Genomic DNA, 14917 nt, shown 5'->3' with positions numbered 1-14917 from the left:
CTACTCGCCCTCGCCGCCGGAATCTGGCACAACTGGCTCCTCGGAACACCCAACAAACGATCCCTCATCGCCTACGACCATTAGGACTCACTCATCTAGACGGCGATGTCACGACCGTGAACGGTCAGGGCCCAGATTGCGGAGACGCTCGCGACGATCAGCAGAATCGCCCAGTACGGCTAATGCGGCAGCCAGGCGAATGCCTCCAGCGTTCCGATTAAGGCCAGGATCACGCCGATCGTGCGAGCCCAGACGGCTCCGGTGAAGATGGCGAACCCGGCGAGCAGTGTCAGGATGCCCAGGATCAGGTGAATCCAGCCCCAGGACGTCGTGTCGAACTGGAGGATGTAGTTCGCCGTGGCCACGTAGAAAGTGTCGTCCACCAGGGCGACGATTCCGCCGATGATCCACCAGCTGCCCAGCATGAGCATCATGAAGGCCGCGAAGGCGGCCGCTCCGATTGCCCACCCAGTTGCCTCTTCTTATATGCGTCTGATCTGCTCATGAGTACCCTCCTTGTTCATGCCCAACGGAAGTGTTCGGCGTCGAGAATTGCGCTCTCACCTTCGGCCGGGGGCGGCGGATTGTGAACCTCCCAAAGGGTTCTTCGAGGGAGTAGCCACGGCGGGATCAGCCGGTGGCCGTGATCGCGGCCCTGACCTCGTCCAGGGCCCGGACCGGGCGTTCCTCGTCGGCCGCCACCGGTCTGACGGCGATGGTGGCGGCGTGCCCGATGGCCCGTTCGATGGCCCCGCGTAGTCCGGCTGCGGCGACGACGATCAGGGCGGCGAAGCCGGAATCCAGGAGCTCACCCAGGTCCTGCAGATCGGCGCGAGTCATTCCCCGCGCGACCCGGCCGGCGATGGCGGACAGTCCGGCTCCGGAATAGGCAGTCCAGCCGGCGGCGCCGATGCCGATCGCGGGCAGCAGGACAACGGCCAGTCCGGTGGCCAGACCCCATCCCGTGCCGACCGACCTGCCCCGAGCGGGAACGGTGTCGGACCTGATGTACAGCTTCGCGGTGCCGTCGCCCTTCTTGGCGATCACGGCGGCATCGAACGAGCGGATTCGGTCGCCCACGCCGACGGGTCCCCTGTCGACCGGCCCCGCGCCGTAGAAGTCTCTGACGGCCTGGAAGTCGCCTTCGGCGGACGACACGTCCCGGTACGTCCCCACGAACGCAAGATGGCTCACGGCCGTGGTGCAGATCCAATTCCGCCTGAGCGGTCTGAGCGAAGCCGAGCAGGAACGGCTCACCCCGTTCGGCGGCCAGACCGGCGAGCCGCTCAGCCAGGACCCAGGCCTCAGCCGATCGCCCGAGCGCCTGCCGGGTGAAACAGAGCGCGACCAGGCCGTGCACGAAGTGGATGGACGCGCTGCCGGCACGGTCGTCCACGAGGGGACCCAAAATCTCCTCCGCCCCGGCCAGATCGTTCCGGGCGTAACGCTCGATCCCGAGCAGGTACCGCCCGGCGGCCGCCAGGTCGGGCAGCCCGTCCTCCTCCCCGTGGGTGAGGAGGTTCTCGGCCCCCGCGCGCACGGTGCGGAGATCGACCTCGAGCCAGGCGGCGTGCGCACGACCCAACTCCCACGGTCTTGACCGATTGGCGCCGAGGACGGGATCGAGGCTGCTGTCTTCGGCCGCGGTGAGTGCGGCGGGGTAATCTCCCGTGGCCTGCAGAGACACGATGCGGAGCGCGCGGCCGAAGGCGGTTTGTCGTTCCCGGGTCCGCGGCAGCGAGGCCAGGCCCCGTTCGGCCAGCCGAAGCGCGTCGCGGGCGTCACCGGCAGCGAGAGCCAGGCAGCCCCGGAGCACGTCCTGACTTCCGCCGAGGTCCGAGTCCTCCTGCCCGGGGAACGTGGCAGCGGGCCCGGACGCGAGCAGTTGGTCGATTCGGTCGACCGCGCTAGCCAGGACCCGGCCCTGGCCGCCCGCTCCCATCAGCGCCCAGGTTTCCAGGCTGAGGATGCGAGGGTCCCGGTCGGCCTGCTCGCGGGGGAACCGGGTGAGCAGCCGTCCGAGCCGGGGCCAGTCGCCCTCGTCGAGGAGGCGCTGTCCGCGGGACACGACGATCTCGGCCGCGCCGCGCAGGTCATCGGCGGCGAGCAGCTGGTCCAGCGCCTCGTCGGGAAACCCGTTGCCCGCCAGCCAGGCCCCGGCCCGCCTGCGCAGCGCGGCCACATCCGTTGCCCGGCTCTGCTCGAGTTGCGCGCGGAGGAGGCCCCGGAAGAAATGGTGATAGCGGTACCACTCGCCTGCGCCGCCCAGGCGGGAGATGAACAGATTGTGCCGTGACAGCCAGTCGAGCACCTCCCGTCCCGTGGGGTGCACGGCGTCCGGGTCCCCATCCGCGAGCAGCGCGTCGCACAGAGGGGCGCAGAAACGGTCGACGACCGAGATCATGAGGAGGGGCCGGCGTAGCTGGGCGGGCTGGGCGGCGAGCACCTCTGAGGCCAGGAAGCGGTGGATGTGCTCGTCATCGAAGTGACCGGTCGCGCTCGAGGCCAGGGCGGCCGGGTCACCCCGGTTCCGCCGGGCGGCGAGACCGAGCCGCAGGCCGACCGGCCAGCCCTCCGTCTTCTCCTCGACCGCCGCGGCGAGTTCCGCGTCCACGGGCGCGCCCAGCTCGCGAGTCACCATCTCTTCGATCTCCTCCCGGGTGAATCGCAGATCGCGCTCCCTGATTTCGGACAGTTCCCCGTGCGGTCGCAGCTCGTCGAGGGACAGGAGGGGATCGAAGCGGGTCAGGAAGACCGGATGAAGGCCGCGGGGCGGATGCCGCAGAATCGACTCGAAGAGGCGGTTCACCGGCGCTGACGCGACCAGGTGGTAGTCGTCCAGGACCAGCGCCAGGCGGGCCGGGAGCACCTCCAGCTCATTGAGCAGGAGCGTCGTCAGCTCCCGCTCCGTCAGTCTCTGCGGCGCCCGGCTCTCGGTTTGGGGCAATGCGCGGGGGAAGACGGCCCGCACGGCCGCGGTGAGATAGCCCAGGAAGAGGGGGAGTTCACCGTCGCCGGGCTCGAGGGACAGCCAGGCGGAGGGCATCCGGGTCTGCTCCAGCCACTGGCAGGCCAGGACGGTTTTGCCGTAGCCGGCCGGGGCGGCGAGGATCGTTGCGGTCAGTGGGGTGCCGCCGTTCAGCTGTTCGAGGAGCCGCGGTCGCTGGAGCGAGCCGGCGGCGACCGCGGGAGGCCTCAGTTTGCTCGCGAGGATCAGGCTGAAGGCGCGGTCTCTGCCCCGGCGCTGCTGCTCCGCGACCATGCCCGGGACCCCCTTCGCGCCAGCCGACCGGATCGACGGTCCGACCGTGTCGCCGTAGCGATGTCACCCTAGCGACAGTGAGGCGGATTCGATAGGTGATCGGGCCGGGGCAGCGGCTGGTGTTGCGCCCGCTACTCGCCCTTGATCTCCTCGCGCACGCGGCGCAGGTCCTCCATCAGTGACCCGATCAGGATCCAGTGCTGCGGATGCGGCGTGAAGATGACCAGGGGCTCCGTCAGGGCCGGCGGCTCCACGACCGGGTTCACCGGCGTCTGACCCGGGTGGTCGACGTGCTCGGCCAGTAGCCGGAGGTCGTGGGCGGCCCGGCTGAGTTCGACGGTGATCGCCAGCACGGTCGGTTCCAGGTGCAGCGAATGGTCGTAGTGGTCACGGAGCGCGCGCGTCATCCCGATGGTGCGCGTGACCAGCGCCGTCAAGCGGTTGTAGAACTCCTCGTCGACGTCCAGCAGCCGCCGGTGCACCCCGTGCCGCGGATTGAGGGTGAGGCTCTCCTCGGCCTGCTTGATCGCCTTCTCCGCCTTCTCCAGCATGGGGCGGAGCAGGCGGGCCTTGATCATCATCTCTTCGATCTGGCCGGCCTGCTGCGGAAAACGAAGGGCGTCCACGATCCGGTCGAGCGTGTCGGCGACTTCGCGGCCCAGCCGCACGACGGCATCGTGTGCCGGGCTCAGGAGCACGGGCGGCACGATCAGGGCGTTGACGACCAGTGCGGCCGCGGCCCCGATGATGGTCTCGATGATCCGGTCCCGCGCGTACTCGGGCGTGGAAGCCCCGAGCGAGAGCACCAGCATGGCACTGATCGGGATCTGGCTTGCCGAGCTCGGAGCCAGGCGCAGCGCCCAGGCGAGCATGATGCAGAAGATAATCGCTGCCAGCACGATCCAGCTGGACTCCCCAAAGGCGATGCCGACGGCGTAGGCGATGAGCACTCCGCCGATGACGCCGAGACTGCGTTCGACCGCGCGGCCGAGGGTCTGGTTGATGTTCGGTTGCACCACCAGCAGGGCCGCGATCGCGGCGAAGATCGGCAACTCGGTCTGCAGGAGAGCCTGCGACAGGATCCAGCCGAGCGCAACGGCGACGGATGTCTTCACGGCCTGGAGAAGGGGAATCCGGCTTTCGGATCGCAACCGGGCAGTAATCCTCACGTGCTCAGGTTAGCGGAACCACCGGGTCCGGGGCGCCGCGACCGGGCCGGATGGTCACCGGCCGCCCGGAGAACCGAGCATAGTCATCGATCGCCCGCTCGAAGCCGGCCCATTGCCGCGGCGTCATGGTCTCGAAGGGTGCAGCCTCGACCCAGACTCCTCGCGGCGTGGTCTCGGTGCGCCAGGTTCCGACCACCCGGCCGTCGGAGAGGATCAGCGGCAGGAAGATGCCATTGCGACCGGGAACCAGGAGCGGAAAACGGTCGTCGGGGACAACGACACTGCGACCGCGGTACCCGAGCAGATACTCGTCGAAGCCGGGCAGGGCGAACACGGTCGAGCGCCGCTGCGGCGCGGAACCGGGAAGGCCGGCCTCGGCCGAGGCCGCCAGAAAATGGGTCACGCCGCCCAGATCGATTTCGATCAGGTCCTTCCTCGCCACCCCGAGTCCGATCCGGATGTCGGCCAGGGTCAGCTGGGACCACCAGGCCAGATCCTTCGCCGTGGCCGGGCCATGCCCACGGAAGTAGCGGGTCGTGAGTTCTCCCAGGGCTTCGTCGTGCTCGAGCCGACGGGGTGAGGGCACCCACTCGTCCAGGAGCACGAGTGTTTGCGCCGTACCGGTGTGCCTGCCCCAGCAGAGAGTCCCGGTGAGGGCGAGGTTCGCCACCAGGTGGTAGCCGCGCTGGCCTCCGGTGGAGATCCCCTGCGCTTCGAGTGCCGCGAGGAAGCCCGCTCGCGTCAACTCGCGACCGCCGGAGAGCGAGTCGAGGGCAACGGTGCGTGCGCCTTCGATCGCGGAGTCGTCGAGGCCGAGCTGTGCTCGCCGCGTGCGCATTCCGGCGAGCACCCGGGGCGCGCTGAGGCCCAGCATCCAGTGCAGGTCAGGAGCGGGGACGAAATGAAGGGTGCCGCGCAGGGGCCAGGAGCGCACGAGCACCGCCGTGTCGATCGCCCGCGCGACGTCGGAGACCGTCGATCCGGGCACCCGAACACCGATCGCCCACAGGCCGGCCCGATAGTCCTGGGCCTGCACGGCCAGCATCCGTCCAGCGACCGCCCCGGGGTTCGAGAGTGCGGGCCCGGAGAGCCCGTGGCATCCCAAACGCATCCGGATGACATCGGTGCGGGAGGCTCGCGTCGCCATGAGCCCAGTATGCGACGGATGCCCCGCGACTGCCGGTTAGGGCAGGTCGTCGTCCGTGCGGGCGCCGAAGACGATCTCGTCCCAGCTGGGCATGGAGGCGCGTCCACGTTTTCCGGCGGCCCCGGTGGAGCGGGCCGGCGGTGTGGCAGGGGTCGAACGGGCGGGGCTCAATCCGGCAGGTGTCAATCCGGCAGGGGTCAATCCGGCGGGGGTCACTCCGGCCGGCGCCGATCCGGACGAGGCCGCCCCGGGGGAGGTCTGGTTCGTGGCCGCCTGGCCGGCGGCCGCCTGGGTCGACCAGAGGTTGCGCGCAGACGCGGACCGGTTGCCGGCAGCGGGCGAGTCCGCGGCGGGGGTGACGGTTCGGTCGACGGTCTGGTCCACGAGATGGATCCCCGCGGCGGAGGCCTGTCCCACGCCGTTGCTGAGCGTGCTCTCGGTGTTGGTGCTTTCGAAAGCCGCGGCTTCGCGTTCGCCGCGGCGGCGGCGCAGGGACTCCAACAGGTCCGCGGTCTCGCTCATGCTCTGGGGTGGTTCGTCGGCGCGCTTGATGGCCGCCCGGGAGACGGCATCCGTCGTGCCGGCCGATCGGGAGTACGGAATCGGGTCCAGGAGCGGTGCGGTGTCGTTGAGCAGTTCGTCGGCCAGTGATTCCTTGAAGGTGAAGGCGCCGCTGTCGAACCGTGACACATCGGCCAGGCTCGTCTCGGCGCCGACCGCGCGCAGGCGGGGAATCAAGGCACCCTTGAGTTCGCCCTGCTGGGAGAGCGCGATGGCCTCGTTGCCGACGGGGGAGAGGGAGTTCTTCTTCGGTTCGAAGCCCCAGCGGGCGTCGTGGTCGATGTCGTCGGCGGTGAACGCGAGTTTCACGATCCAGCCGGCGCCGGGCTCTTTCCAGCTGGCCCAGCGCTCATTCGTGGCGCCGAGCGACGCGAGGCGCTCCCGGATGACGGTGCCGAAATTCGCCCCGCCCTCGATCGGGTCCGGGTCGATGGCCGTGTGCACGGGCACTCCGAGCGCGCAGGACACGATGTACTCGCGTTCGGCGACGACCGGGCCCTCGAAACGGCGCACGAAGTCGATGGAGGCGCCCGTCACGGTGGCCACGTCCTCCGCGGACATGCCGGCCCTGATGTGGGCCTGCACTTCCCGCGGGCTCAGCTTCGTGCCGGCCGTGGATTCCGTCTGGGTTTGGCGAAGCCTGGACTGGAGAACTTCATCGATGGGGATCCGAAAACGGTCGCCCTCCTCTGACGCTGCGAGCAGCGCACCGTTCTCGACTCCAATAACTTTCAATTCCTGCATGTTGAAAGCCCTCTCGCGATCACTAGTGCAGCCAAGACTGCCATGTAAAACCCGAATATTCGGGGAATACGCCGGGCGTGCCGCAAGTTGACAACTGTGCCGAAGAAAAGACTCGGCGCGTAGTTTGCTATTCCGCCCGGATTGTTGGAAACTATGGCCGCCGAAATCGTTTCTCGGCGTAACTGAAATGGATGGGTATGGCAACCGATTACGACGCACCACGGAAGACCGAAGACGACTCTGAGTCGATTGAGGCCCTCAAGGAGCGCGTACCCGACAAGATGTCCGGTGTCGTAGATGTCGACGACTCGGACAACCCCGGTGGGTTCGACCTTCCCGGCGCCGATCTGTCCGACCTCGACCTCGATGTCGTTGTCCTGCCCCCGCAGGCCGACGAGTTCACCTGCGTCGAGTGCTTCCTCGTGAAGCACCGTTCGCAGATGTCGCACGAGACCAAGCTCGGCCCGGTTTGCCTGGAGTGCGACTCCTAAACGCGCTTAGATGCTGGACGCTGGCCGTCGTGATCCATTGATCGCGGCGGCCAATTTCTGTGGGTGGCGGGTCGACACGAGCCAGTACGGCGCCGGATCGGTGGCATCCACGATGGGGATGCGCACGACGGGGCGGATCCAGCCGCGGATGAGCAGCCAGGCGCGCGCATTGAGGTTGCGCCCGCGCTCCAGGACGGCGTCGTCTCCGTCGAAGGCCTGCGCCTCGCCGAGGAGATCGGTCGAGATGCGCGCGCGGCCGGCGGACAGTTCGCCCTGGCGCACTTCGACCACCGGCGCCGAGAGAAGCAACCCGGCCACGCAGGCGGCATACAAACCGATGGCGATGAGGATTCCGGCGAGCATGGATATCGGCGCGAAGACGAGGATGCTCGCGGGGATGATCAGTGCGGTGGCAAGGTACGGCGCGGGAGGGGCCCACAGTTTTTCGCGATATTCAGGCATGGCTCTATTCGATCAGACTTCTGCACTAGCCTCGACACGTGGCAGAAAGCGTCGAAGTCCTGATTACCGCGTCCGTCCTCCCGAGTTACGCGCATCCGGGTGATGCGGGAGCGGATCTTCATTCCTCCCAGGCCCTGGTCCTGGCTCCCGGTCAGCGTGCCCTGGTCGGCACGGGCGTCTCGATCGCCCTTCCCGACGGCTACGCGGCCTTCGTCGTTCCCCGCAGCGGACTCGCCGTCAAGCACGGCATCACCATCGTCAACGCGCCGGGCACGGTGGATGCCGGCTATCGCGGCGAGATCAAGGTCGCGCTGCTGAACACCGATCTGGCCGAGCCGCACACGATCGCGGTCGGCGACCGCATCGCCCAGCTCATCGTCGTGCCGGTATCCCGGGCCACTTTCATCCCGGTCGACCGCCTTCCGGGCAGTCAGCGCGGCGAAGGCGGATTCGGCTCGACCGGCCTCACCCAGCACATCACTGGAACCGATACGTCAGGAGACAACCAGTGAGCGACATAGCGAACTCGGACGAATTCCCCGGAGCCACGGCCAAGTCAGCTCCGGAGGACCGCGCGACCGAGGGCCCGCTCGACGAGGTGGAGGCCAACCCGGTCCGGCCCTACGTCGACCTCGGTGGCGTCAAGATCCTGCCCCGGGAGGGACTCCACCTCCGGCTCGAAATCGAAGAGGGCAGCAAGCGCGTGGTGGCCATCGGGCTCGACTACGCCGGGTCCACCCTGCAGGTGCAGCCGTTCGCCGCCCCGCGCTCCAGCGGCCTGTGGAACGAGATCCGCGACCAGATCGCCGACCAGATCGGCAAGCAGGGCGGCACCACGACGCTGCGCGAGGGACCGTTCGGCCCCGAACTCGTGGCCGAGATCCCGGTTGCCGCCGGACTGGGCACCGGCGAGACGAGCCGGCTGGCCCGGTTCATCGGCGTCGACGGCCCACGCTGGTTCCTCCGCGGCGTGATCGCCGGGGAAGGCGCCGTCAATGCCGAAGCCGCGAGCCAGATCGAAGACCTGTTCCGCAGCATCGTCGTCGTGCGCGGGTCGGCGCCGATGCCGCCCCGTGACCTCATTCCGCTGCGGATGCCGGCCACCCCGGCTGGCGCGCCCGAGCCGGGCAACGCCTGAGGGACGCTCGTATGACGGACGCACCGGAACAACCCGACGCCCCTGCACCCGAGGCCCCTGCGCCGGACACCCCCGCACCCGACGCCCCCGCCGCGCGGAACGACGGCACGTCCGGCGGTTCCGAGGCATCCGCTGTCTTCGCCGAGGGCATGGCCGCGGCCGCGCGGCGGGCCGGTTTCACTCCGGCCGCCGAGGGCGAGCCGATCAGCGGTCGCGCCCTGCTCGCGGCGATGGGCGGCATCCGTGGGCTGGTGGAAGCGGTTATTCCCGGGCTCGTCTTCCTGATCACCTACACCTTCATCCGTCAGCTCATCCCCGCACTGATCGCCCCGGTCGCGATCGGGGCGGCCTTCATCGTTGCCCGGCGACTCGTGCGGCAGACGGTGACGCCCGCCGTCGGCGGACTGGTCGGCCTGATCGTCAGCGCCGTACTGGCACTCTTCACCGGCAAAGCGGAGGACTTCTACCTTCCGGGTTTCTGGACCAACGGCGCCTACGGGGCGGCCCTGCTGATCTCGGCGCTGGTCGGCTGGCCCCTGGTGGGACTGGCGGTCGGGTTCCTGATGGGGGACGGGGTGTCGTGGCGGGCCCACGCGTCCAAACGCCGTGTCCTGACGATCCTCACCCTGTGCTGGGCCGGACTCTTCGCCGTGCGCCTGGCTGTGCAGCTTCCCCTGTACTTCTCCGGGAATGTGGAGTGGCTCGGCGCGGCGAAGCTCCTGATGGGCATCCCTCTGTATGCGCCCCTTCTGGTGATCTCGTGGCTGATGGTGCGATCGGTCTACCGCGCGGCGGACGACGACGCGAAAAAGTGACGCCACGCGGGGGTAAACGGCACGCACGTGACGGATACGACGCTAGAGTTATCTCTACGTCAAGATAGTTTGGTGATGAGCATCGCCCGGGCGCGGACTGCCGGTTAGGTAACCCTTACTGGCAGCGGCAGGCGTCCGGTCGTCAGGATTGGGGATTGCGGGCGGTTTTCCGTCGGTTTCCACGAAGGAGAGGGCATCGTGTCTGCACTGAATAACGCGGTAGTGAACAGTTTTGGAGCCAAGGACACCCTGCGTGTCGGTTCGACGGACTATGAGGTCTTTCGTCTCGACGCGGTCAAGGGCTACGAGAAGTTGCCGTTCAGCCTGAAGGTGCTTCTGGAGAATCTTCTCCGCACCGAGGACGGCGCCAACATCACCGAGGCGCACATCCGCGCCCTGGGCGAGTGGGTCCCCACGGCGGAGCCCGACACCGAGATCCAGTTCACGCCCGGACGCGTGGTGATGCAGGACTTCACCGGTGTTCCCTGCATCGTCGACCTCGCCACCATGCGTGAGGCCGTCGCCGAACTCGGCGGCGACCCGAAGAAGATCAACCCGCTCGCTCCGGCCGAGCTCGTCATCGACCACTCCGTCATCGCGGACCTGTTCGGCACCGCGGACGCCCTCGAGCGCAACGTCGAGATCGAGTACGAGCGCAACGGCGAGCGCTACCAGTTCCTGCGCTGGGGTCAGACCGCGTTCAACGACTTCAAGGTCGTGCCCCCGGGAACCGGCATCGTGCACCAGGTCAACCTAGAGTACCTGGCCCGGGTCACCATGACCCGCACGGTCACGGATGCCGCAGGCACCGAGGTGCTGCAGGCCTACCCCGACACCTGCGTCGGCACCGACTCGCACACGACCATGGTCAACGGCCTGGGCGTGCTCGCCTGGGGCGTGGGCGGCATCGAGGCCGAGGCCGCCATGCTCGGCCAGTCGATCTCCATGCTCATCCCCAAGGTGGTCGGTTTCAAGCTCAACGGCTCCATCCCGACCGGCGTGACCGCGACGGACGTCGTGCTCACCATCACCCAGATCCTGCGCAAGCACGGCGTCGTCGGCAAGTTCGTCGAGTTCTACGGTGCGGGCGTCGCCCAGGTGCCCCTGGCCAACCGCGCCACCATCGGAAACATGAGCCCCGAGTTCGGCTCGACGGCCGCCATGTTCCCGATCGACGACGTCACCCTGGACTACCTGCGCCTCACCGGTCGCAGCGAAGAGCAGGTCGCGCTGGTCGAGGCCTACTCGAAGCTGCAGGGCCTCTGGCACGACGCCGACAAGGAGCCCGCCTTCAGCGAGTACCTCGAGCTCGACCTCGGCACCGTCGTCCCGTCGATCGCCGGCCCGAAGCGCCCGCAGGACCGCGTCATCCTCAGTGAGGCGAAGTCGCAGTTCGAACTGGACCTCCAGAGCTACGCGACCCAGGATCTGACCGTGGTGGACGCTGCCGTCGAAGCGTCGTTCCCGGCCTCGGACCCGATCGGTTTCACCGCCGAGGACGAGAACCTCGACCACGTGGTCTCGCACAGCCACGTGAGCCACGCCCCGGTCAGCGTGTCGCGCCCCGTCGCCATCACCACGGAGGCCGGCGCGAGCTACACGCTCGACCACGGAGCGGTCGCCGTCGCGGCCATCACGTCGTGCACGAACACGTCCAACCCGAGCGTCATGCTCGCCGCGGGCCTGCTCGCCCGCAACGCGGTCAAGAAGGGCCTGACCAGCAAGCCGTGGGTCAAGACCACTCTGGCTCCGGGGTCGAAGGTCGTCACCGACTACTACGAGAAGGCCGGCCTCACCGGCGACCTGGAGGCCCTCGGCTTCTACACCGTCGGCTACGGCTGCACGGTCTGCATCGGCAACACCGGTCCGCTGATTGACGAGGTCACGGCCGCGATCAACGAGAACGATCTCGCCGTCACCGCGGTGCTCTCGGGCAACCGCAACTTCGAGGGCCGGATCAGCCCCGACGTCAAGATGAACTACCTGGCGAGCCCGCCGCTGGTCATCGCCTACGCCCTCGCGGGTTCGATGAACTTCGACTTCGAGACGGATTCCCTCGGCACCGGTTCAGACGGCAACGAGGTGTTCCTCAAGGACATCTGGCCTGACTCCGCCGAGGTGCAGGCCACGATCGACAGCTCGATCGACACCGCCATGTTCACGAAGCAGTACGGCGGCGTCTTCGAGGGCGACGAGCGCTGGCGCTCCCTGCCGACGCCGAACAGCGAGGTCTTCGAGTGGGACCCCGAGTCCACGTATGTGCGGAAGCCCCCGTACTTCGAGGGCATGACCATGGAGACCACCCCGGTGGTCGACATCGTCGGCGCCCGCGTTCTGGCCAAACTGGGTGACTCGGTCACGACCGACCACATCAGCCCCGCCGGTTCGATCAAGGCGGACAGCCCGGCCGGCGCCTACCTGCTCGAGCACGGCGTCGAACGTGGGGACTTCAACTCCTACGGCTCGCGCCGCGGCAACCACGAGATCATGATTCGCGGAACCTTCGCGAACATCCGTCTGCGCAACCAGCTGCTTGACGGCGTCGAGGGCGGCTACACCCGCGACTTCACCGTCGACGGGGCTCCGCAGGCGTTCATCTACGACGCCGCCCAGAACTACCAGGCCCAGGGCACGCCGCTGGTCATCTTCGGCGGCAAGGAGTACGGCTCGGGTTCGTCTCGTGACTGGGCTGCCAAGGGCACGAGCCTCCTCGGGGTGAAGGCCGTCATCACGGAGAGCTTCGAGCGCATCCACCGCTCCAACCTGATCGGGATGGGCGTCGTTCCGCTGCAGTTCCCCGCGGGGCAGAGCTGGGCGACGCTCGGCCTGGACGGCACGGAGGTCGTCACGATCACCGGGCTCGACGAGCTGAACAACGGCACCACCCCGAAGACGGTCCACGTCACGGCCGTGCCGAGCGAGCAGTCGCCGGCCGGCAAAGCGACGGTCGAGTTCGACGCGGTCGTCCGCATCGACACCCCGGGTGAGGCCGACTACTACCGCAACGGCGGCATCCTGCAGTACGTGCTGCGTTCGCTGGTCGCGTAGCCTCCCTGAGTCGGCTTTCGGCTGGCTCTCGAAACCGGCGCGTAGACTCGGTCTGACCGAATCTATGCGCCGGTTTCTTTTTTTGGCGGCGGATGGCGCAACGCGAAAGGTGTTAACGATGGCACTGCTGGACACGATCTCCGGACCCAGGGACCTTGACGGTCTTTCGAAGGATGAACTGGTCCAGCTCGCGGCCGAGGTGCGGGAATTCCTCGTGCGCGAGATCTCGAAGACCGGCGGCCATCTGGGGCCCAACCTCGGCGTCGTCGAGCTGACCATAGCCATGCACCGGGTCTTCGACTCGCCCAGGGACGCGATCGTCTTCGACACCGGGCACCAGTCCTATGTGCACAAGCTGCTCACCGGCCGCCAGGACTTCAGCGGGCTGCGCCAGTCCGGCGGCCTGGCCGGCTACCCCCAGCGCCGGGAATCCGTGCACGACATCGTGGAGAGCTCGCACGCGTCCAGCTCCCTCTCCTGGGCCGACGGCATCTCCCGCGCGTTCGAGATGACGGGGCAGAGCGACCGCAACGTCATCGCCGTCGTCGGCGACGGTTCCCTCACCGGCGGCATGACCTGGGAGGCGCTCAACAACATCAGCGACGACAACACGCGCCGGCTGATCATCATCGTCAACGACAACGGGCGCTCGTACGCGCCCACCATCGGCGGAATGGCGCGGTTCCTCAACACGGTGCGCACCCGGCAGGCGTACCACAGCGCCTACCTGACCAGCCGCCAGGCCTTCGAGCGGATGGGGGCGCCGGCGCGGGCGTTCTTCCGCGGCGTTCGCGGCGGCATGCACGGCTTCCTGGCCCGGTTCTCCAACAACGAGGCCCTCTACTCGAACCTCGACATCAAGTACATCGGACCGGTCGACGGCCACGACCTGCAGGCCATGATCGAGGCCCTGCGGCAAGCGAAGGGCTACGGCGCGCCCGTGATCGTGCACGCCATCACCCAGAAGGGCAAGGGCTACGACCCGGCCGTCCAGGACGTCGCGGACCAGTTCCACGCGGTCGGGCAGATCGACCCGGAGACGGGGGAATCCACCGAATTCTCCAGCGCGCCGTCCTGGACGTCCGTCTTCGCCGACGAGCTGCTGCGGCTGGCCACCCTGCAGCCGAAGATCGTCGGCATCACCGCGGCGATGCTGCGCCCCACGGGCCTGCACAAGATGGCGGAGCGTTTCCCCGCCCGGGTGCACGACGTGGGCATCGCGGAGCAGCACGCCGTGGCCAGTGCCGCCGGGCTCGCGTTCGGCGGCCTGCACCCGGTCGTCGCCCTGTATGCCACGTTCGTCAACCGGGCGTTCGACCAGGTCCTGATGGATGTCGCCCTGCACCAGGCGGGCGTGACATTCGTTCTCGACCGGGCCGGGGTCACCGGACCGGACGGTCCCAGCCACCACGGAATCTGGGACCTGGCCATCCTGCAGGTGGTGCCGGGCATCCGTCTCGCCGCGCCCCGCGACTCGGTTCGCCTGTGCGAGGAGCTCGAGGAGGCCGTCGCGGTCGACGATGCGCCCACCGTGCTGCGGTTCCCGAAGGGGAGCGTCAGCGCCCCCCTCGACGCCGTGCGGCGGCTGGACGACGGGGTCGACGTGCTGCTTGAAACGGCCCAGAAAGATGTCCTGATCGTCACCGTGGGCCCGATGGCGGCCATGGGCCTGGATGTGGCGGAGCGGCTGGCGGCCCAGGGCATCGGCGCCACGGTTGTCGACCCGCGCTGGGTCGTGCCGGTGCCCCGGAGCATCATCTCCCTGGCCGCGGAGCACCGGATCGTGGTCAGCATCGAGGACGGCATCCGGGTCGGCGGCATCGGCACGCGCATCCGTCAGGACCTGCGCGAGGCGGGCGTGGACACGGCCGTGACCGAGCTCGGCCTGCCGGACGAGTTCCTCGACCACGGCACGCGCGCCGAGATTCTCGAACGGGTGGGACTCACCCCCCAGCACATCGCCCGCGACGTCGTCGCAATGGTCCTGGGCAGCAAGATCCCGCATGCCCGGGCTCTGCCGTCAGATCGTACCGACAGCGGCAGCATCCCCGCGAACCGGGCCGGCCAGGACTGACCCCGG

13 protein-coding genes are annotated in these 14917 nt (G+C 68.4%); 6 read left to right on the top strand and 7 right to left on the bottom strand.

Going from position 1 to position 14917, the window contains the following annotated elements:
- Positions 1–179 precede the first annotated feature (179 nt).
- From E3T37_RS10640 to sepH, 6 genes are all read right to left on the bottom strand, one after another.
- A complete protein-coding gene (locus E3T37_RS10640; protein ID WP_134366751.1) occupies positions 180–434 on the bottom strand; it encodes a hypothetical protein in 255 nt (84 codons plus the stop codon).
- A gap of 196 nt (positions 435–630) precedes the next feature.
- Positions 631–840 (bottom strand): hypothetical protein, encoded by a 210-nt coding sequence (locus E3T37_RS10635; protein ID WP_134366750.1) that lies wholly within the window; start codon positions 838–840, stop codon positions 631–633.
- The gene (locus E3T37_RS10630) at positions 809–3262 is read right to left on the bottom strand and encodes a hypothetical protein (protein WP_134366749.1); all 2454 of its coding nucleotides are present in this window, start codon (positions 3260–3262) and stop codon (positions 809–811) included. Before E3T37_RS10630 ends, E3T37_RS10635 begins: the two co-directional genes overlap by 32 nt.
- 131 nt (positions 3263–3393) lie before the next feature.
- Positions 3394–4377 carry an aromatic acid exporter family protein gene (locus E3T37_RS10625; protein WP_241981063.1) on the bottom strand — a complete coding sequence of 328 codons (984 nt, stop codon included), beginning with the start codon at positions 4375–4377 and terminating at the stop codon, positions 3394–3396.
- Between the two features lie 58 nt (positions 4378–4435).
- A complete protein-coding gene (locus E3T37_RS10620; RefSeq protein ID WP_134366747.1) occupies positions 4436–5578 on the bottom strand; it encodes a winged helix DNA-binding domain-containing protein in 1143 nt (380 codons plus the stop codon).
- A 36-nt stretch (positions 5579–5614) separates the two neighbouring features.
- Positions 5615–6883 carry a septation protein SepH gene (gene sepH, locus E3T37_RS10615; RefSeq protein ID WP_134366746.1) on the bottom strand — a complete coding sequence of 423 codons (1269 nt, stop codon included), beginning with the start codon at positions 6881–6883 and terminating at the stop codon, positions 5615–5617.
- 197 nt (positions 6884–7080) lie between these two features.
- Here sepH and E3T37_RS10610 point away from each other — a divergent pair, with 197 nt between their 5' ends.
- Positions 7081–7374, top strand: coding sequence for a DUF4193 domain-containing protein (locus E3T37_RS10610; protein ID WP_134363594.1), 294 nt, complete (start codon positions 7081–7083; stop codon positions 7372–7374).
- Between the two features lie 6 nt (positions 7375–7380).
- On the opposite strand, the gene E3T37_RS10605 is transcribed toward E3T37_RS10610, so the two are convergent.
- Entirely contained in the window at positions 7381–7836 is a 456-nt protein-coding gene (locus tag E3T37_RS10605; protein ID WP_134366745.1) for a DUF3093 domain-containing protein, read from the bottom strand.
- 38 nt (positions 7837–7874) lie between these two features.
- Here E3T37_RS10605 and dut point away from each other — a divergent pair, with 38 nt between their 5' ends.
- The 5 genes from dut to dxs all read left to right on the top strand — a co-directional run bounded on the left by dut (position 7875) and on the right by dxs (position 14911).
- Positions 7875–8348, top strand: coding sequence for a dUTP diphosphatase (dut, locus tag E3T37_RS10600; protein ID WP_134366744.1), 474 nt, complete (start codon positions 7875–7877; stop codon positions 8346–8348).
- A complete protein-coding gene (locus E3T37_RS10595) occupies positions 8345–8974 on the top strand; it encodes a DUF3710 domain-containing protein (RefSeq protein WP_370262478.1) in 630 nt (209 codons plus the stop codon). The genes dut and E3T37_RS10595 overlap by 4 nt, the downstream gene beginning before the upstream one ends.
- A gap of 11 nt (positions 8975–8985) precedes the next feature.
- Positions 8986–9789, top strand: a complete 804-nt coding sequence (locus E3T37_RS10590) for a DUF3159 domain-containing protein (protein WP_134366743.1) — start codon at positions 8986–8988, stop codon at positions 9787–9789.
- 222 nt (positions 9790–10011) lie between these two features.
- The gene (acnA, locus tag E3T37_RS10585; RefSeq protein WP_370263863.1) at positions 10012–12837 is read left to right on the top strand and encodes an aconitate hydratase AcnA; all 2826 of its coding nucleotides are present in this window, start codon (positions 10012–10014) and stop codon (positions 12835–12837) included.
- A gap of 118 nt (positions 12838–12955) precedes the next feature.
- Complete coding sequence (gene dxs, locus E3T37_RS10580; protein WP_134366741.1) at positions 12956–14911, top strand: 1-deoxy-D-xylulose-5-phosphate synthase; 1956 nt, start codon at positions 12956–12958, stop codon at positions 14909–14911.
- Positions 14912–14917 lie beyond the last annotated feature (6 nt).

This window comes from Cryobacterium sp. TMT2-10 (genome assembly GCF_004403075.1).
Lineage (GTDB): Bacteria > Actinomycetota > Actinomycetes > Actinomycetales > Microbacteriaceae > Cryobacterium > Cryobacterium shii.
Note: the sequence above shows the minus strand (reverse complement) of the source record. Positions and strands in the feature narration are given on the sequence as shown.

Excerpts from the sequence above, each read along its gene's own strand:
- E3T37_RS10630 (WP_134366749.1), bottom strand. The coding sequence starts at position 3,262 with ATGGTCGCGGAGCAGCAGCGCCGGGGCAGAGACCGCGCCTTCAGCCTG.
- dxs (WP_134366741.1), top strand. The coding sequence starts at position 12,956 with ATGGCACTGCTGGACACGATCTCCGGACCCAGGGACCTTGACGGTCTT.
- E3T37_RS10605 (WP_134366745.1), bottom strand. The coding sequence starts at position 7,836 with ATGCCTGAATATCGCGAAAAACTGTGGGCCCCTCCCGCGCCGTACCTT.
- E3T37_RS10590 (WP_134366743.1), top strand. The coding sequence starts at position 8,986 with ATGACGGACGCACCGGAACAACCCGACGCCCCTGCACCCGAGGCCCCT.
- E3T37_RS10620 (WP_134366747.1), bottom strand. The coding sequence starts at position 5,578 with ATGGCGACGCGAGCCTCCCGCACCGATGTCATCCGGATGCGTTTGGGA.
- E3T37_RS10610 (WP_134363594.1), top strand. The coding sequence starts at position 7,081 with ATGGCAACCGATTACGACGCACCACGGAAGACCGAAGACGACTCTGAG.
- E3T37_RS10635 (WP_134366750.1), bottom strand. The coding sequence starts at position 840 with ATGACTCGCGCCGATCTGCAGGACCTGGGTGAGCTCCTGGATTCCGGC.
- E3T37_RS10640 (WP_134366751.1), bottom strand. The coding sequence starts at position 434 with ATGATGCTCATGCTGGGCAGCTGGTGGATCATCGGCGGAATCGTCGCC.
- sepH (WP_134366746.1), bottom strand. The coding sequence starts at position 6,883 with ATGCAGGAATTGAAAGTTATTGGAGTCGAGAACGGTGCGCTGCTCGCA.